14 protein-coding genes are annotated in these 18,000 nt (G+C 69.5%); 7 read left to right on the top strand and 7 right to left on the bottom strand.

The features are described 5' to 3' along the window. Positions 1-4: 4 nt before the first annotated feature. Positions 5-2,734 (bottom strand): nitrate- and nitrite sensing domain-containing protein, encoded by a 2,730-nt coding sequence (locus ACLJPX_RS12095; protein ID WP_410600157.1) that lies wholly within the window; start codon positions 2,732-2,734, stop codon positions 5-7. Positions 2,735-2,934: 200 nt separating this feature from the next. Here ACLJPX_RS12095 and ACLJPX_RS12090 point away from each other — a divergent pair, with 200 nt between their 5' ends. After that, positions 2,935-3,882, top strand: a complete 948-nt coding sequence (locus tag ACLJPX_RS12090) for an ABC transporter substrate-binding protein (RefSeq protein WP_410600156.1) — start codon at positions 2,935-2,937, stop codon at positions 3,880-3,882. Positions 3,883-3,931: 49 nt separating this feature from the next. Here ACLJPX_RS12090 and ACLJPX_RS12085 read toward each other — a convergent pair whose 3' ends face one another. Beyond that, positions 3,932-4,567: a hypothetical protein gene (locus tag ACLJPX_RS12085; protein WP_410600155.1), complete on the bottom strand. Its 636-nt coding sequence runs from the start codon at positions 4,565-4,567 to the stop codon at positions 3,932-3,934. Positions 4,568-4,652: 85 nt separating this feature from the next. Between ACLJPX_RS12085 and ACLJPX_RS12080 the strand changes: the two genes are divergently transcribed. From ACLJPX_RS12080 to ACLJPX_RS12070, 3 genes are all read left to right on the top strand, one after another. Continuing rightward, the gene (locus tag ACLJPX_RS12080) at positions 4,653-6,299 is read left to right on the top strand and encodes a DNA repair helicase XPB (protein ID WP_410600154.1); all 1,647 of its coding nucleotides are present in this window, start codon (positions 4,653-4,655) and stop codon (positions 6,297-6,299) included. Positions 6,300-6,577: 278 nt separating this feature from the next. Then, complete coding sequence (locus ACLJPX_RS12075; RefSeq protein WP_410600153.1) at positions 6,578-7,333, top strand: DUF4253 domain-containing protein; 756 nt, start codon at positions 6,578-6,580, stop codon at positions 7,331-7,333. Between the two features lie 52 nt (positions 7,334-7,385). Beyond that, entirely contained in the window at positions 7,386-8,201 is an 816-nt protein-coding gene (locus ACLJPX_RS12070; protein WP_410600152.1) for a DUF72 domain-containing protein, read from the top strand. A 119-nt stretch (positions 8,202-8,320) separates the two neighbouring features. Here ACLJPX_RS12070 and ACLJPX_RS12065 read toward each other — a convergent pair whose 3' ends face one another. Then, entirely contained in the window at positions 8,321-11,134 is a 2,814-nt protein-coding gene (locus ACLJPX_RS12065) for a BTAD domain-containing putative transcriptional regulator (RefSeq protein WP_410600151.1), read from the bottom strand. 57 nt (positions 11,135-11,191) lie between these two features. On the opposite strand from ACLJPX_RS12065, the gene ACLJPX_RS12060 reads away from it, so the two are divergent. Continuing rightward, positions 11,192-12,136 (top strand): o-succinylbenzoate synthase, encoded by a 945-nt coding sequence (locus ACLJPX_RS12060; RefSeq protein ID WP_410600150.1) that lies wholly within the window; start codon positions 11,192-11,194, stop codon positions 12,134-12,136. 61 nt (positions 12,137-12,197) lie between these two features. On the opposite strand, the gene ACLJPX_RS12055 is transcribed toward ACLJPX_RS12060, so the two are convergent. The 4 genes from ACLJPX_RS12055 to ACLJPX_RS12040 form a co-directional block, all read right to left on the bottom strand. Continuing rightward, positions 12,198-13,106 carry a M23 family metallopeptidase gene (locus ACLJPX_RS12055; RefSeq protein ID WP_410600149.1) on the bottom strand — a complete coding sequence of 303 codons (909 nt, stop codon included), beginning with the start codon at positions 13,104-13,106 and terminating at the stop codon, positions 12,198-12,200. Between the two features lie 210 nt (positions 13,107-13,316). After that, complete coding sequence (locus tag ACLJPX_RS12050; protein ID WP_410600148.1) at positions 13,317-13,988, bottom strand: hypothetical protein; 672 nt, start codon at positions 13,986-13,988, stop codon at positions 13,317-13,319. Between the two features lie 78 nt (positions 13,989-14,066). After that, a complete protein-coding gene (locus ACLJPX_RS12045) occupies positions 14,067-14,861 on the bottom strand; it encodes a transporter substrate-binding domain-containing protein (protein ID WP_410600147.1) in 795 nt (264 codons plus the stop codon). Then, positions 14,861-15,631 (bottom strand): DNA polymerase beta superfamily protein, encoded by a 771-nt coding sequence (locus tag ACLJPX_RS12040; RefSeq protein WP_410600146.1) that lies wholly within the window; start codon positions 15,629-15,631, stop codon positions 14,861-14,863. Before ACLJPX_RS12040 ends, ACLJPX_RS12045 begins: the two co-directional genes overlap by 1 nt. Before the next feature lie 129 nt (positions 15,632-15,760). Here ACLJPX_RS12040 and ACLJPX_RS12035 point away from each other — a divergent pair, with 129 nt between their 5' ends. Continuing rightward, positions 15,761-15,985 carry a PspC domain-containing protein gene (locus ACLJPX_RS12035; protein ID WP_101610920.1) on the top strand — a complete coding sequence of 75 codons (225 nt, stop codon included), beginning with the start codon at positions 15,761-15,763 and terminating at the stop codon, positions 15,983-15,985. Positions 15,986-16,196: 211 nt separating this feature from the next. After that, entirely contained in the window at positions 16,197-17,894 is a 1,698-nt protein-coding gene (locus ACLJPX_RS12030) for a hypothetical protein (RefSeq protein WP_410600145.1), read from the top strand. Positions 17,895-18,000: the final 106 nt, after the last annotated feature.

Below are 18,000 nucleotides of genomic sequence, written 5' to 3'. Positions count from 1 at the left end.
TTCGCTAAGCCGAGGGGTTGTCGTCACCCCTGGCGTGGCGACCGCGCCGGAACCCGCCTTGCAGGCTGGTCATCCGTTCGCGGACCGCTTCGGGGGAAAGTGAGAGTATCGGCCTCTCCCCTCGCGGCTTCTCCGGCCTGTCGTCCTGCGACCGCGCCTCGGGGACGACGGCGGGCAGGAAGGGCCAGGTCTCCTCGGCCCCGTCCTCCTGCTCCAGCTCGGCCGACGTCGGCCAAGCGGGCTCGGGTTCGGGCGCGGGCTCCGGCGCCTTTTCCTTCGGTGCCGGCGCTTTCGGTGCCGGGTCTTTCGGTGCCACCGGCTTCAACGTCGGTTCGGTCGGCTCGTCCGGATCCTGCGCGGGTTCCTCGCTCGCGGCGCTCTCCTGGGCCGCCTTCACCGGCTCGAACGAGGGCAAGGAAGGCGGACCGGGTTCGGCGGGCGAAGGTCCTTCGCGCGGGCCGCCGTGGTCGAACCACTGCGAAAGCACGCTCTGGTACTTGGGCATCCGCTCGGTCGGCGAGTCCAGCTCGAGGTGGTTTCCCGCGTCGTCGTCCGACGAAGGCCACTCCGGCGGGTTCTCGCGCTCGACGACGGGCGCGCGCCGCAGCGGCCCGGGGTCCAGCACGGGCGCGAAGCGCGACTCTTCCGGCTCGCTCTCCTCCGGCTCGGGCAGCGGCGGGACTTCCAGCGGTGGTTCGGGTTCCGGCTCGGGCGGGGTGGCGACCGGCGGGGGTTCCGGCATCGAGGCGGGCTGGGGCGCTTCGACGATGAGCCCCGAGGGCACGACGACCACCGCGGTGATCCCGCCACCGTCGGCGGACCGCAGGCGCACGTCGATCCGGTGCCGGACGGCCAGCGTCGCGACCACGAACAGGCCCATCCGCCGCGAAACCTCGACGTCGACGTCCGGCGGATTCGCCAGCCGCGTGTTGGTCCGGTCGATCTCCGCCTGCGGCATCCCGGCGCCGTGGTCGGTGATCTCGATCTGCCATTCGCCGCGTTCGGTCTCGTGCCCCTCGACCTGCACCATCGTGCTCTGGTCCGAATACCGGGTCGCGTTCTCCAGCAGTTCGGAGACCACGTGCACGAGGTCGTTGACGGCCTCGCCGCGGACCGCGATCCGCGGCGCCGCACCGAGTTCGATGCGCTGGTAGTGCTCGACCTCGGAAAGCGCGGCACCGATGATCTCGTCCGCGACGACGGCTCCACCGTCCTCGCGGACGACGTCGGTTCCGGAGAGCACCAGCAGGTTCTCGCTGTTGCGCCGCATCCGCGTCGCGAGGTGGTCGAGTTCGAAGAGCCCGGCGAGCGTGTCGGGATCCTGTTCGTCGGCCTCCATCCGGTCCAGCACGGAAAGCTGCCGCTCGACGAGATCCTGGCTGCGCTGCGACAGGTTCACGAACATCGCGTTGATGTTCTCCCGCAGCATCGCCTGTTCGCCCGCGAGCCGGACGGCCTCGCCGTGCACCGCGTCGAACGCCCGCGCCACCTGGCCGAGTTCCTCCCGGCTGAACACCGGGACCGGCGCGACGGCCAGCCGCCGCCGCAGGTTCTCCGGCTGCGGCTCGGGATCGCTGAGCAGTCCCTGGACGGCCGCGGGGAGCTGGTGTTCGGCGACCTGGAGCGCGCTGCGGCGCAGGATCCGCAGCGGCCGCAACAGCGACCGCGCGATGATCACGGAGAGCACACCGGCGACCACGAGTACGGCGAGCACGATGCCGCCGTCCCAGATGGCGGACGTTCTCGCTTGCGCCGCAAGGGTGTCCGTGCGTTCCTGCAGCTGGACGAGCACCGCCTGCTGCACCTGGTGGGCCAGGTTGACCGTGTAGGTGGCGGCGGTGTCCCACTGGTTCGGGTCCAGCCCGCCGAGCCCCTGGTCGTTCTCGGCGCGGATGAGCGCCGATTCCACCATGTCGTTGCCGATGTCGACGATCAGGCCGATCACCGTGTCGTCGTACATCCGCTGTTGTTCGGGCGTCGCGAAGGTGCGGTAGTCGTTGCGGGCGGCGGCGAGTTCGGCCTCCGCGCCGAGCAGCGCGCGCGTCCGATCCCGGTTGAGGCCGCCCTGGGCGAGCGCGGCCGCCATGATCGCGCGTTTGACCGACATCTGGTCCTTGATCCGCGCGAGCGCGTTGCCCGCGAGGCGGAGCTTCCCCAGATCCGGGTCGGAGACGTCGGCGGCGGTGGAATCGCTGATGTCGAGCAGGCCGGAGATCAGTTCGCTGTAGGAGCGCAGGACCGCGTCGGCGGGAAAAGCGGAGTGTTCCGCGGAAAACCGCAGCCCGGTCAGCACGCGCAGCCGGTCGCTGGTCAGCTGCAGGCTGGTCGCGGCCTTGTCGCCGAGCCTGCTCTTGCTCTCGCCGAGCGTGCGGTCGAACGTGCCGATGGCCTCGTCGGCTCGCTTGCGCTGCTCGGTCAGTTCGGAGACGTCGCCCTTGCGATCACCCGCGACGAACCGGACGGTGAGGTCGCGTTCGCGCTGAAGCTGGTGCACGGCCTCGGCGACGGTGCTGTCGACCCGGCCGCGCGTGGCGAATTCGGCCAGCTGCCGGGCATCCCGCAGGTCCGAGTTGACCCGGAGCCCGACGAGGGCGACCACCGCGAGCGCGGGAATCAGGAGGACGACGAAGAGTTTGGTACGCAGGTGCCAGTTCCGCAGCCGCCAGCGTCCTCCGACACGCGGATGCCGTTCCGCCGCGTCGCCCCCACGGGGACGCTTGTCGCGACGGGCCACCTGGTTTCCTTTTCCCACCACGGGACCCTTTCCCATGGCTGACATCGGGGACGAGAGCCCGAACCTACTGTAGAGTAACAAGGTTCGAGAACGATCGAAAGCCGCGCAATCCGGCGTCTCCCGCACGCGATCGTATGGGGCCTGGACCATACGATCCAGAAGGAGGAGCACATTCTCTCGGTAGGTGGGCGGAGGCGATGATGCGCGTCTGGGCGATTCCGCTGGTAGCGGCTCTGCTGGCGACGGCCGGTTGCGGAGTGTTTTCCGGCGGTGACGCAAGTACCGACGCGCCACTCGAACGGGCGGAACTACGAATCGGTGTCGGAAGCCCCCTCGACACGGCACCCTTGAGGGTCGCCGTGGCCGACGGCAAGTTCACCGCGGCCGGCCTTTCCGTGACCCTTGTCGATGTTCCCGCCGACCAGGCGATCGGCAAACTTTCGGCGGGCGAGATCGACTTGGCGTTCGCCAGCGACGTCTCGATCTTCCGCGCCGCCGCGGCCGGGACGGCACTGCAGTTGCAGGGCGAGGCGTACACCGCCGGCCGCAACACCATGGCGCTCGTCACACTCCCCGGCTCCGACTACACCGAGCCGACGCTCAAGAAGTCGCCGAAGATCGCGGTGAACATGCTCGACGACGTCGGCGTGCTCGCGGCCCGTTCGGTACTCGCGACCGCCGGCGTCGACGTGAACAAGATTCAGTTCAAACAGCATCCGTTCGACCGGATGCCGCAGGCGTTGCAGGCGGGCGAGGTCGACGCCGCGTGGATGGTCGAGCCGTACATCACCAGGGCCGAGAAGGAACTCGGGGCGAGCATCCTCGCCGACGGCGCTCGCGGCGCGACGCTGGACTTCCCGATGTCGTCCTACGTTTCGACGGGCGCCTTCGGCCAGGGCAACGCCCGCACGCTCGCGGTCTTCCGGAAGGTGCTCGGCGAGGCGCAGGTGCGGGCGGCCGACCCGGCCGTCGTCCGTGACGCGCTGCCGTCGTTCTCCGACATCGACCGGACCACGGCATCCCTGATCTCGCTCGGGACCTACCCGGTCTCCCTCAACGGCATCCGGCTGCAGCGCGTCGCCGACCTGATGCACACCTCGGGGATGATCGGCGCCCGGCTCGACGTCCAGGCGATGGTGCCCCGCTAGCCCGGACCCCGGCCCGCCGCCACCCTCAACGGACAGGCTGTGCCTGACTCTAAATATTTTCGCCGGTCGGCCGAAGGCACACGGTGCGCTCGGGCGGCCCGGTGTAGTGCAGGGCGGTGTCGTCCGACGAACAGACGGTCTCCGAAGATCCCCGCATCACGAGCGCCCGCGCCTCCGCGGTGATGTCGGTGCAGCGGACCTTCGCGATCCGCGTCTCGTGCACGACGTCGCGCAGGCAATCCCCGGTCTCGACGTTCAGCGCCAGGCAGAGCGTCTTCTCGGCCTTCTTGTCGGAAGACCTGCCGTACAGCTCGAACTGGACGTAGTCGGAACCGCGGCACTCGGACGAGCCGGTGCGCACGTCGTCGATACGGAAGGTCGCGCGGCTCGTCGAGCACCCGGCGGTCGTGTAGCTCTGGCCGCCACCGGCCTCGTCGGTGAGGTACAGGCACTCGCCCGCCTCGACCGAACCGAACTTGCCCGACTGCGACATCCCCCAGGCGACCAGGCTCCCCAAGCCCAGCGCGGCGACGACGCCCAGCACGATCGCGACCCTGGCCAGGACGCTCAGCGGCGGCGGCTTCGGGAACGGCGTCGGCATTCCCACGTCCGGCATCGCGGGCAGCGGGGCGGGCGCGTTGAACGGGTCGTACTCGGGCGCCCCGCCGGTCGGTGTAGTCGTCAAGATCCCCTCCAGTCACCTGCCGCACATCCTTCCACCAGCGGTGCCGCGGCGGGAGCCGGTGTGGCCGGAACGTATAAAGGAGGATGTGACCGATGGCCCGCTGATCGTCCAGTCCGACAAGACCGTGCTCCTCGAGGTCGACAACAGCCAGGCCGACGACGCGCGGATCGCCATCGCGCCGTTCGCCGAACTGGAACGCGCGCCCGAGCACGTCCACACCTACCGGATCACGCCACTGGCGTTGTGGAACGCGCGCGCCGCGGGCCACGACGCGGAACAGGTCGTCGACGCGCTGACGACGTACTCGCGGTTCCCCGTCCCCCAGCCGCTGCTCATCGACATCGTGGACACGATGGGCCGGTTCGGGCGGCTGCAGATCGCCAACCACCCGGCGCACGGGCTGGTGATGTCGACCATCGACCGCGCGGTGCTGGAGGAGATCCTCCGGCACAAGAAGATCAGCCCGATGCTGGGCGCGCGGATCGACGAAGACACCGTCATCGTGCACCCGTCCGAACGCGGACGGCTCAAGCAAGCGCTCCTGAAGGTCGGCTGGCCCGCGGAGGACCTCGCGGGCTACGTCGACGGCGAGGCGCATCCGATCGAGCTGGCCGAGGACGACTGGGAGCTGCGCGACTACCAGCGCAAGGCCGCGGAGGCGTTCTGGGCGGGCGGATCCGGCGTCGTCGTGCTGCCGTGCGGCGCGGGCAAGACGCTGGTCGGCGCGGCGGCCATGGCGCACGCGAAGGCGACGACGCTGATCCTGGTGACGAACACCGTCGCCGGACGGCAGTGGAAGCGCGAACTGATCGCGCGGACCTCGCTGACCGAAGAGGAGATCGGCGAGTACTCCGGCGAGAAGAAGGAGATCCGGCCGGTCACCATCGCGACGTACCAGGTGGTCACGCGCAAGACCAAGGGCGAGTACCGGCACCTGGACCTGTTCGACTCGCGGGACTGGGGCCTGGTGGTCTACGACGAGGTCCACCTGCTGCCCGCGCCGGTGTTCCGGATGACCGCGGACCTGCAGTCGCGGCGGCGGCTGGGCCTGACCGCGACCCTGGTGCGCGAGGACGGCCGCGAGGGCGACGTGTTCTCCCTGATCGGCCCGAAGCGGTACGACGTCCCGTGGCGCGACATCGAGGCGCAGGGCTGGATCGCGCCGGCGGAGTGCACCGAGGTCCGCGTGACGCTGACGGACGCCGAGAGGCTCGCGTACGCGACGGCCGAGGCCGAGGAGCGGTACAAGCTGGCGGCGACCGCGGACACCAAGACCAAGGTGATCAAATCGCTGGTGGACCGGCATCCGGGCGAGCCGACGCTGGTCATCGGCGCCTACCTCGACCAGCTGGAGATGATCGGCGACGAACTGGACGCGCCGGTGATCCAGGGCGCGACGCGGAACAAGGAACGCGAGGAACTGTTCGACGCCTTCCGGCGCGGCGAGATCAGGACGCTGGTCGTTTCGAAGGTCGCCAACTTCTCGATCGACCTGCCGGAGGCTTCGGTGGCGATCCAGATCTCCGGGACGTTCGGTTCGCGGCAGGAAGAGGCGCAGCGGCTCGGACGGCTGCTGCGGCCGAAGGGCGACGGGCGGCAGGCGCATTTCTATTCGGTCGTCTCGCGGGACACCGTCGACACGGAGTACGCGGCGCACCGGCAGCGATTCCTGGCCGAACAGGGCTACGCGTACCGGATCGTGGACGCGGACGACCTGCTGCGCCCGATGTGACCCCCGCGTTTCGTCCTCTGGTCGCGGTAGTTGCGTGTGCAAGGACCGCAACTAGAGGACTAAACGCGGACAGGTGCGCCGTCCGGGCCAAGGTGTCGCGACCAGAGGACCACCGCGACACCTTCCTCCATTGTGGACGGTGTCGATGGTGCGCTTGTGACGCCAGGGACGCATGAGGCGCCGTCCCGGAGATCCCGCAAACGGGGTATCGAAAACTGTCGGTGCTTCGAACTAGTGTTCGGGTAGAGTTGACCGAACACCAGTTCGAGGGGAAGCCGATGACGATCGCACCGTTCCGCCCGGGTACGCCGCCCGTCCAGACCCTGCCGCCCGGCCGGTGGCACGGCCGGATCTGGGTCTCGGACCTGCCCTTGACCAGGCCGGAGCGCTACACCGGCTGCGTCGCCGAGTTCGACCGGTCCGGGCTGTGGCCGGTGCTGATCCCGCACGACCAGCGGTTCGCGGCCAACGGCGAGGACTGGATCGACGACCGCGGCAGGCTCGCCCCCGCCGACCACCGGATCTCCTCGGCGGACCCGGCCGAGGTGCTGGCCCGCTGGTGGGATACGTCGTGCTGCGACGGCGCCTGCCTTCGCCCGTTCGGCGCGAAGTTCCCCGGCCTCGCCCGCCGTCCGTCGCGCCGGGCGGATCCGCTGGCCGAGGCGGGCAACACCGGGTCGATCCTGGCCGCGCGCGGGCCGCACCGGCTCGCGCTGGTGCAGACCGAGCGGCCCGCCGACATCCCGGCGATCCTCGGCTGGACGGGCATGATCAAGGCGACCGACCAGGTCCACGAGCTGTCCGCGGTCCTGCGCAGCTGGGAAGACCGTTTCGGCGCGACGCTCACGGTGCTGGGCTTCGACTCGATGGAGCTGTCGGTGGCCGCGCCGCCGCGCACCCAGGGCCGCGCGCTCACGGTCGCCGCCGAGCACCGCTCGTTCTGCCTGCCCGCGTTCGCCGGTCAGCCCGGCAACCTGCGCGAGTTCGCCTCCAGCCTGGTCCAGACCCGCCGGTGGCAGTTCTCGTGGGCCTGATCGGGCGTTTGCACCGAGGAGAGAGGGGGAATCAGGGCCGCATGGGAAGGCGGTGATCGACGTCGCCGAGATCAGGGTCGGCACTTCAGGCTGGCGCTACCCACCGTGGCGGGGGAACTTCTACCCGCGCGGCCTGGTGCAGCGACGCGAGCTCGAATACCTGTCCGGCCGGATGAACTCCGCCGAGATCAACGGTTCGTTCTACTCGCTGCAACGGCCGGAGCGGTACCGCTCGTGGGCCGAGCAGACCCCGGACGACTTCGTCTTCGCCGTCAAAGGCGGCCGCTTCATCACCCATCTGAAGCAACTGCGCGACGTCGAGACGCCGCTGGCGAACTTCTTCGCTTCCGGGGTGCTGGCGCTCGGCAGGAAGCTGGGGCCGATCCTCTGGCAGCTGCCGCCACGGCTGTCGTTCGACGCCGATCGCGTCGAGAATTTCTTCGAGCTGTTGCCGCGCACCAGCCACGCCGCCGCCAAGCTCGCGAGCGAGCACGACGACAAGCTCAAGGCCGAGCCGCACACCGATCCGAAGCCGCGCCGGAAGCTCAGGCACGCCGTCGAAGTCCGGCATCCGAGCTTCGCCGAGCCCGAAAGCCTCGACCTGTTCCGGAAGCACGACATCGCGCTCGTGGTCGCCGACACCGCCGGGAAGTTCCCGTTCGTCGAGGAGATGACGAGCGAGGACTTCGCGTACGTCCGCCTGCACGGCGAAGAGGAGCTCTACGTCAGCGGGTACGGCGGCAAGGCGCTCGAACGGTGGGCCCGCAAGATCGAAGGCTGGGGCCGCGACACGTACGTCTACTTCGACAACGACGTCGAGGCCGAGGCGCCGAAGAACGCGATCGCCCTCGCGAAACTGCTGGCCTGACCCGCGCACGCTGCACAGTCAGCGCGCAGTGAGCGGTGTCCTGTTAGGTGACGCGTGAGGTCACGGGCGTACTCGCGTGCTGCGACTGGGGGTCGGCACGCCGGGCGCCCGTGCCTCGCTCAACTTTGGCCGGAGACCAGCGAGGCGAGCTTCGTCCGGACGTCGTCGGCGTCCGGATGCGCGAGCTCGGTCAGCACCCGCACCGAACGCAGCCAGCACTCACGCGCCGACGAGGGATCACCGAGCCGCAGATGGATTCCGCCGAGCTGGGCCAGCACGTCGGCCGCTTCGTAGAGCTCGCCGTGGGCGAAGAACATCTCGACGGCCCGCCGCATGCAGGCGATGCCCTCATCGGCGCGGCCGAGCCCGACGAGCGCGGTCCCCTTGGTGTGCAGGGTGAAGCGGGCTTCGTCGGGGAGCGCGTGCACCTCCAGCGCCAGTGCCTGGTCGGCGAAGTCGAGCGCCTGCTCGAAGCGGCCGACTTGGGTGCAGATGTCCCCGAGGGCCTGCAAGGCGCTGGCCTCCATGCCGGCGCCGACGTTGTGCTCCCGGATGAGCCTCAACGCGCGCGTGCCGTATTCCCACGCCGTGCCGGGGTCCTGGCTGGCCAAGGTGAGGTTGTAGAGCGCCCGCGCCTCCCCTTGCCGGTCCCCGACCTGTCGCTGCAGTTCGACGACCTGCTTCAGGTAGACGATGCTGTCCTCGTACTGGCGGGCGACTCCGCAGACCACGCCCAGTCCACTGAGGATGGCGGCCTCACCGGAGCGGTCCCCCAGATCGCGGGCGGCACGGAGCGCCACGCCGAACACCGAACGCCAGTCCTCCAGCCTGGCCCGCACGATGAAATACGACTGCAGCAGCCAGGCCAGCTGCCAGCACTCCCGGAATCGCCGCTCCCGGTACGCCACGTTCACCGCGGCGATGAGGTTCCCCGCCTCCTCGTCGAACCAGTCCAGCGCCTGTTCGTAGTGCCCGAACTTCAGCCCCGCGCCGTCGAACCGCTCCGGTTCGACGAGCCGGTAGTGCCGATCCGAACGCAAGAGCCGGGACGCGTTCAGCGCCGAGGCGAGCGACGCGTGGAGCAGCCTGTCCAGCACCGCCGTCCGCGCCTCGGGCCCGTCCAGCTTCGCCGAAAGTTCGGCCGCGTAGGCGCGGATCAGGTCGTGGAACTGGTACCGGCCGGGCCTGGACCGCGCGATGAGGTGCGCGGAAGCCAGTTTCGCCAGGTCCGCACGTGCTTCCGCGACGTCGACCCCGGCCACCGCCGCGGCCGCGGGCACGCTGAAGTCGCCGCCGGTGGGCAGGGCGAGCAGCCGCAGCATCCGCGCGGCCCGTTCGTCGAGCGCCCGGTACGAGTACGAGAAGACGGCCCGGACGTTCGTCTCGTCGCCGTCGGCGAGGTCGAACGAGCCCAGCTTGTCCTGTTCGGCGTCCAGCAGCCGGACGAACTCCCGCAGCGCGAGGTCCGGGAACTGCGCCGCCCGCACCGCGAGGATCCGGATGGCCAGCGGCAGCCCGCCGCAGTACCGGACGAACCGTTCGGTGGCCTCGGGATCCTCGGTGACCCGGTCCAGCCCGATCGTCGAAGCGACGAGGGTGATCGCGTCCTCGTCCGGCAGCTCCTCGAGCGCGACTCGCCGCGCGCCGTGGGTCGCCACGAGGGCGTGCAGCTGCCAGCGGCTGGTCACCAGCACCAGGCAGCCGGGGCCGGGCAGCAGCGGCCGGATCTGCTCGGTGCTCGCGGCGTTGTCGAGCAGGATCAGCATCCGGCGGCCCGCGCTGTAGGTGCGCCAGGTGGCCGCGCGGCCGTCGACGCCGGCGGGGATCCGGTCGGCGGGGACGCCGACCGAGACGAGCATGGTTTCGAGCGCGGTCGCGGGTTCGACCAGGTCGCCGGGGCCGTATCCGCGCAGGTTGAGGTACACCTGCCCGCCGGGGAAACGCTCCCCGACCTCGTGCGCGAAATGGACGGCGAGCGTCGTCTTGCCGATGCCGCCCATCCCCTCGATCGACGCGATGGACGTCGACCGCTCGGTGTCCAGCGCTTCCGGGACGAGTCCGTGCAAGGCCTTGAGGTCGCGCTGGCGGCCGGAGAAGACCCGGAGATCCGCCGGGAGCTGGCGCGGGATCATCGGCTCGGCGCCGAGGCGGTACCGCGTCAGCTCGGAGTCCAATGTGGTCTCGACGGCCTCCTCGCCGGTCAAGATCGCCTGGTGCGCGCGCTGCAGTGACGCGCCGGGGTCCAGGCCGAGTTCTTCGGCCAGCACCGCGCCGATCCGGCGGTAGACGTTCAGCGCTTCGGCCTGCCTGCCGGAGCGGTAGAGCGCGATCATCAGCTGCTCGTGCAGCCGCTCCCGCAGCGGGTTCTCGCGGCACAGCCTGGTCAGTTCGGGAACGACCGTGCCGTGCTCGCCGAGGGCGATGAGCGCGTCGGCCCACTGCTCGCGGACACGCAGCCGCTCTTCGCCCAGCTGGTCGGCTTCGTCCCGGAGCAGCGCCTCGGAGTGGACGTTCTGCAGTGCCGGGCCACGCCATTCGGACAGCGCGGCGGCGAACCGCTCCGCGGCCTGGCGCAGGTCGCCGTCCGCCGCGAACCGCGCTCCCGCCGCGGCGAGTGCGCGGAACCGGGCGAGGTCGAGCAGGCTCTCGTCGAGTTCGAGCAGGTAGCCGCCGCGTTCGGTGCGGACGGTGACCTCGTCGCCGAGCGCGCGGCGGACCCTCAGGATGTACGTCTGCAGGGCGCCTTTGGACCGCCGCCGGTCGTCCGGCCACAGCCAGCGGCCCAGTTCCTCGACCGGCACCACCGTGTTCGCGCGCAGCAACAAGCCCGCCAGCACGATGAGCGGCCTGCTGCCGCCCAAGGGCACCGGCAGCCCGTCGGCCGTGACCTCGGTGGGTCCCAGCACGCGAAAGTCGAGTGCCACGTCGCCCATTCTGTCCGGAATCGCGGAAAACGGCATCCGATTCCGGCAGTGGCATGATCGGCGGCGATGGACGTCTACGCGATCCCCCTGCGCACGCGGTTCCGCGGCATCACGGTCCGTGAAGGACTGCTGATCCGCGGTGACGCAGGCTGGGGCGAATTCTGCCCGTTCTCCGACTACTCCGACGCCGAAAGCGCGCCGTGGCTCGCGTCCGCGCTGGAGGCGAGCGAACGCGGCTGGCCGTCGCCGGTCCGGGACAGCGTCGAGGTGAACGCGACCGTCCCGGTGGTGTCGCCGGAAAAGGCGTACGAACTCGTCGCCGCGTCGGGCTGCCGCACGGCGAAGGTGAAAGTCGCCGACCCGAGGGTGAGCCTCGCCGAGGACTGCGCCCGGGTGGAAGCGGTGCGGGCCGCGCTGGGCCCGTCGGGCGCCGTCCGCGTCGACGCGAACATGGCCTGGGACGTCGACACCGCGGTCAAGGCCATCGGCGAACTGGACCGCGCGGCGGGCGGGCTCGAATACGCCGAGCAGCCGTGCCCGTCGATCGACGAACTGGCCGACGTCCGGCGCCGGGTCGGCGTGCGGATCGCCGCCGACGAATCGATCCGCCGGGCCGAAGACCCGCTCAAGGTGGCCGTGGCGGGAGCGGCCGACGTCGCCGTTCTCAAGGTCGCGCCGCTGGGCGGGGTCCGGCGCGCGCTGGAGGTCGCCGAAGCCTGCGGCCTGCCGTGCGTGGTGTCCTCCGCCGTCGAGACGAGCGTCGGGCTCGCCGCCGGACTCGCACTCGCGGGCGCGTTACCCGCACTGGACTTCGCGTGCGGGCTGGGGACGATGTCGTTGCTGACGGGGGACGTCTGCGGCGAGTCACTGTCCCCTGTGGACGGTCGCCTGCCGGTGCCGCGCACCGCTCCCGCTCCGGACCTGTTCGCCGGTCACGCCGCCGCTCCGGAGGTCCGGGCCGCTTGGGAAGACCGCTTCACTCGCGTCCGCGCCCACCTGCGGACGCTATGAAAGGCCCGTTACTTGCAAAATTTGCAAGTAACGGGCCTTTCATAGCGTCCCTGAGCCGAGATCAGCCGCAGTGCTCCAGCGGGGATTCATAGCTGGAGGACCCCGCCGAGCCGCCCCACTTGACGCATTTCGCGCCCGCGGCCGCGCTCACCGGGCCCGCGTAGTACTCGAAGCTGCCGGAGTCGGTCTTCCTCGCCGCGCCTTCCACTTCGAGGAACGCGGAAACCGCGCTGCCCGTGCCCACCGAGGTGGACTTGATGGTGGTGACGCAGTTGTTCTTGTTCGTGCCGTTGTACAGCAGGTACGTGGTCGCGGCGCTGCCGAGCGCCTGCGAGTCGATCACCTTGTAGCCGTCGCCGCACACCTCGACGGCGTCGTACGGGTTGGGGTTCCCGCTGCCGCCGCAGGTGTTCTTCGAGGTCACGTTCGCGTTGGGGTAGCCGAACTTCGCGCCGTTGAAGTACGCGGGCTTGATGTTGTCGGGCCACAGGGCGTCGTTGGTGCGGACCTCGTAGTGCAGGTGGGGGCTGATGTTGTTGCCCGGCTTGGAGGTGTTGCCGACCTCGCCGATCTTCTGCCCCTGCGCGACCTGGACGCCCGCCGCGACCGAGCGCACCTTCAGGTGCGCGTAGTAGGTCGACCATCCCCCACCGTGGTCGATCTTCACCAGGTTGCCGAAGCCGTTCGCCGAACCCTGGTGCGCCGAGGTGACCACCTTGCCCGCGGCCGCCGCGACGACGGTGTCGCCCAGGTCCGCCCCCGCGGAGCTGCCGCGGTTGAAGTCGATTTCGTAGGCCCGGTGCGCGCTGCTGTTGTCGTTGTCGCCGTTCCACACCTGGTTGCAGGGGAACGGGAGCTGGAAGTTGGGACGCGGACCGACGGCGGCTTCGGCCGACGTCGCGGTGATCGCCAGCCCGGCCATGCCCAGCAAGGCGGTGGCGGCCGCGGTGGCCACTCGTCTGAATCTCATCGGATGTCCTTTCTCGGCGTTCGCGAGAAGCGTCCCGAAAGGGCGTACAAGCGAGATACAAACGACCACGAGCCCTCCTGGCCGAGGGGACCAGGAGGACTCGTGCCGCCGCCGCACCGGATCCGTCCGCGTCTTCCCCGTTCCGGTGCTGCATGTCCAGCAGCCAGGCGCAGCCTGTCCGCTGAGGGTGGTGGTGGGGCGGGGTCCGGGTCAGCCGACCCGCTCGATGACGGCCCGGCGGATCAGGAACTTCCCCGGTTCGCGAACCTGCTCGAAGGCGGCGTTGTTCAGCAGCGCGCAGCTGCCGGAAACGCCGGTGACCTCGACGGTCGTGGACTTGTCGTTGTCCAGGTTCGTCACCTTCAGCTTGGTGCCCGCCGGGAACTCGTCGCTGGACGCGGCGGGCGCGCCGCCCTCGCCGGACAACGTCACCGTGGAGCCCTGGCAGACGACCTCGCCGCCCCCCGCGGCCGCGGCTTCCTGGTCGGCCGCCTCGTCCTCGCCCGCCATGGCGTCGTCCATCCCGGCGTCCTGTTCGGCGGCCTTCTCGGCCTCGTCCGCGGCCTGGTTCTGCTCCTGCTTCCCACCGTCGGCCTGGACGACCTCGGTGCAGGTCGCGGCCTGCCGGCGCTGCTGGATGAGGTCGACGACGGCCTGCCGGTTGGCGATCCGCGCTTCGGAGAGGGCGTCCGGATCCGCCTGCTGACCGGCGATGAAGTTGAGATTGTTCCGGAGGGCGGTGTCCAGTCCCTGACAGCTTTCCGAGGCCTGGCCGTCGGGCGTGCTGACCGCGAACATCGCCGCGGCGATGGCGGCCACCCCGAGTACGGACGCGATGCCGATCGTCGCGCGCTTGCGGTGTTTCCCGGCGCTGTTCATCATCCGTGTTTCCTCCGGTCTGGTTCCTCCTCACCCACATCTGGAGATACGGTCGGATAACGAAAGTGGTTCAAACCGATTTCAGCCGAGCCAAGGTTTCGCGATGCGCGCGTAGGTCCCGTCGTTCAGCGCGAGGTGCAGCCACTGGTCGGCCCACTCCTTGAACACGACGTCGCGCGGCAGGAGGTACGCCTTCTCCGAGAAGGTGAACGGCTCGTCGGGATGCACCGCGCACAGGCGCGGGTTCTGCTTTGCCTGCCAACGGGTTTCGGTCGCGTCGGTGATCATCAGATCGGCGCGGCCCGCGATGATCTCGGCGAAGATCGTGTTGTTGTCCGGATGCCGAACGATGGTCGCCCGCTTGAGGTTGGCGTCGGCGAACTGTTCGTTGGTACCGCCCGGATTCACGATCGCCCGCACCCCCGGCTGATCGATCTGTTCCAGCGTCCGGAAGCGCTTTTCGTTCTCGCACAAAGTGATCGGTGTCTTGCCGTCACGAAGGTACGGAGCGGTGTAGAAACCCTTCTTCGCCCGGTCCAGCGTCACCGACACGCCGCCCATCGCCAGGTCGCACTTCCGCCCGACGTCGTCGACGATCGCCTTCCAAGTGGTCTGGACCAGCTGGAGCCGGACACCGAGCCGCGAGGCGAGGTCGCCCGCGAGGTCGATGTCGATCCCGCTCCACACGCCCGCGGCGTCGCGATAGGTGAACGGGCGATAGTCGCCCGTCGAGCACACGCGGAGTTCGCCGCGAGCCTGAACGACGTCGAGCCTGCTTCGCGCGTCATGGCCTTCGGGTGCGGCACTGGCCGTGCCGATTCCCAGCACGGTCAGCACCGCGACCCCGAAAGTGAGCGCCTTCGCCTTGATCGTCATCAAGGCATTTTCCACGCCCTGAGGTAGGCGCGCACCAGCCAAGCGTCGGCCCATGCGGCGTCCGGCGCCTCCGGCAGCGGCGAGGATCCGCGCACCAGCTCTTCGAGACGACGCTCCAGGGACTCGGCCGCGTCCAACGCTTCCTCACGGGTTTTCTTGCCCTGCCTCAGATCACGGAGCCAGCTCAGCCACGGTTCGGGAACGGGCAGCGTGATCCGCCCGGTCTCCAGCAGCTCCACGCCCTGCACGCCGAGGCGCACCATGTGCATGGCGAACTTCGTGTCGAAGCCGTACTTCTCGATCAGCTCCGGCCGCCCGTCCTTGCCCCGCAGCCCGAGCATCCGCTCGCGCTGGGCGCGTGAGTAGCCGAGGAACCGCAGGCCCGCGGCGCGCGAGACGATCCGGTGCGCGTTCTCCCGCAGCTCGGCGCCGAGCTCGTCGATCACGACGATCTCGGACTCCGGCACGAACAACGGCAGCAGGACGGTCGGATTTCCGTTGAGCACGAGACGCATCCACTTGCGCAGCGAGTAGACGGTCAGATCGAGGTCACCGGGACCCGACCGGACGCCTTCGGGCTGCGTGCGGAAGATGTACTGCTCGAACCGCTTGAGGCCGATCACGTGGTCCGGCGGCTCGACGCAGATGCCGAGCTCGTCCCGGTCGTCCTGGCCGAGCACGGCGGTGCCGTGCAGCCCGGACCCGACCTGGCAGCGCAGGATCATGCCCTGCTCGGCGATGGCGGCGAATTCGGGGCTGTCGTGTTTCACCCGAGAAGTTGTACCCGCGGCGACACCGCCCGGGCATCCGGTTTTCCGCCCCCTCAGGGTCGGATTCCAGGGTCGGACCGGGGCCGTACCCCGATGTGCCGGGGGTCGGTCCCGGGCGAACATTGAGCCATGACCAACAGCGTGTACACCCCCCAGGCCACCAAGAAGCTCTTCCGCAGCCGGACCGACAAGATGATCGCGGGCGTCGCGGGCGGCTGGGCCGCCTACTTCGGGATCGACGCCGCGATCCTGCGCATCGCCCTGGTGGCGGGCGCCTTCTTCACCGCCGGTTTCGCGATCCCGGTCTACGTCGCCGCGTGGCTCCTGACTCCGGAGCAGCCGGGCGAATCCTGATCGAGGTGGACGCCGCGCGCAGGGGACGCGGCGTCCACCGGATCGCGTTCAGCCCGCTGAACGCGATCCGAGGGGGCAGGGGGAAGAGGTGAAGGGCCCGGACATGGGGATGTCCGGGCTTTTCGCTTTTCCGGAGTTCGGCCGCGCGAGCGCGCGTTCACCGTTACACTCCCCATGACTTTGTCACAGGGAGCGGGAAGCGGGGGCCTCCATGGCCGGCAATTATCTCAGCCTCAGCGAGTACAAGAGGATGCTCGACGGCGCGCTGGACGACTTCTGCAAGGCGCTCACGAAGCGCTGGTCGGAAGACGCCGTCGACGCCATGACGAAGCTCTCGCCCGCCGTTCCGTGCTCGACCGAGCCCTGGGCCTGGCAATGGCCCGCCGAATCGTACGGCCACCTGACGGCCGGCGACGACAACTGCGGGTACCTCACCTGGGTCATGGACGGCATGCTCGGCCACTACAAGGACGTCCACTGCCAGGGCTGGAATCCGCAGACCCAGAAGTACGTCGAGTGCCACGTCGAGAAGAACCTGGCCCAGATCGAGCGGCTGGCCTGGAACCGGCGGCAGGAGGTCGCCAAGTTCGTCCCCCAGCTGGAGGGGCCTGATCTCGCGAAGCTCGAAGCCGCCCACAACACGTACTTGAACGTCGCCGGCAACCTCGGCTTCCACGACAAGAACGGGCGGGTGACCGAACTGCTGGGGCAGGGCGCGGTCGTCCGGAACGTCGAGTGGCTGGACGGGGCGACCAGCTCGGACGAGGACTGGTTCATCGAGTGGACCGGGCTCGCCGCCAAGGCCTTCCGAGCCGGATTCTTCGCCTCGATCGCGCCGACCATGCTGAACCAGTCGCTCATCCTCGCCAGCCTGTCCAGCCTGTACTCCACGCGCGCCGCGACGATCCAGGCCACCCGGCTCAACATCGTCAAACGGCTCAACTGGGCCACCAAGAAGCTGGACGAAAAGGTCACGCTCAAGGTCTTCACCGCGGACGCGATCCTGGAGAAGGTCGATCGGGCGTCGGCGATCCACGGGATCGCGACCAGCCTGCTGTCCGCGGGGGCGAAACTCAGCAAGGTCGTGAACACCGTCAACGAGGCGGGCGGGAAGGTCCTCGGCCCGGTAGGCGCGGTCCTCGACCTCGCCGGGTTCGTCGGCGGGGTCATCAAGGGACTCACCGTCGAGCAGGACGCCATGTCCCTCCAGGACATCCTGCAGAAGCTCACCACCTCGATCCAAGACGAACACAACGCGTTGTCCGGCCTCGAAGACGACTTCGGCGGGGACGTGCTGGTGCTGCAGAAGGCGATCGCGGGGGTGCACAGCTACAACCTCGAGCTCTACGACCTCACGGCGAACACGCTGCCGAACCGGACCGAGCGCGAGAAGAACACGGGGATCACCGTCAAGATCCACTTTCTCCTGCGGGTGGCGCAAACCTGCTTCGAAGCGGCCGAGGGCTATTCGGCACAACTGCGGATTCTCGCCGAGGCCGACCGTGCCGACCGGCACCTCGCGGGCCGTGACGAGCAGACGTGCACGGGCGACGACTCGACCTTGGAGATCCGCGACGCCGTCGAGCAGTTCATGAGGACGAGCTGCGCCCGGTTCCTGCTCGCCGGTGAGCAGCTCCGGAAGGCCGCCGAGGCCTACGCGAAAACGGACGGGCAGCTCTCGGACGATCTCAAGAAGCTGTTCGCGGACTGGGAGAACGCCACCGCGGGCAGGAAGAAGATCGACCCCAATCCCGAGACGGTCGAACGGGAGAACCCGGCCAAGGAGGCGGGCTCGACCGACCGGACGAGCCTCGAACCCAGGAAGCCTTCGGACCCGAACTCCACCAACCCGTACGAGAAGGACCGCCAGCGGCAGGGTGGCGGGTACCTGGTGGACGGGCAGGTCTAGGCCCGTCGGACCGCCGTCGGTCGGGTGGTCGTGAAGGGCACCTTGCCTCGGCTCAGCCGAAGAAAGTCGACCTTCAGGCGATTCGAGTTCTCTTACCGAAGCCCGG

Source organism: Amycolatopsis sp. lyj-90, assembly GCF_046549035.1.
In the GTDB taxonomy this organism is placed as follows: Bacteria; Actinomycetota; Actinomycetes; order Mycobacteriales; family Pseudonocardiaceae; genus Amycolatopsis.
The sequence above is the reverse complement of the archived record's forward strand: the minus strand, read 5'-3'. Positions and strand labels throughout refer to the sequence as shown.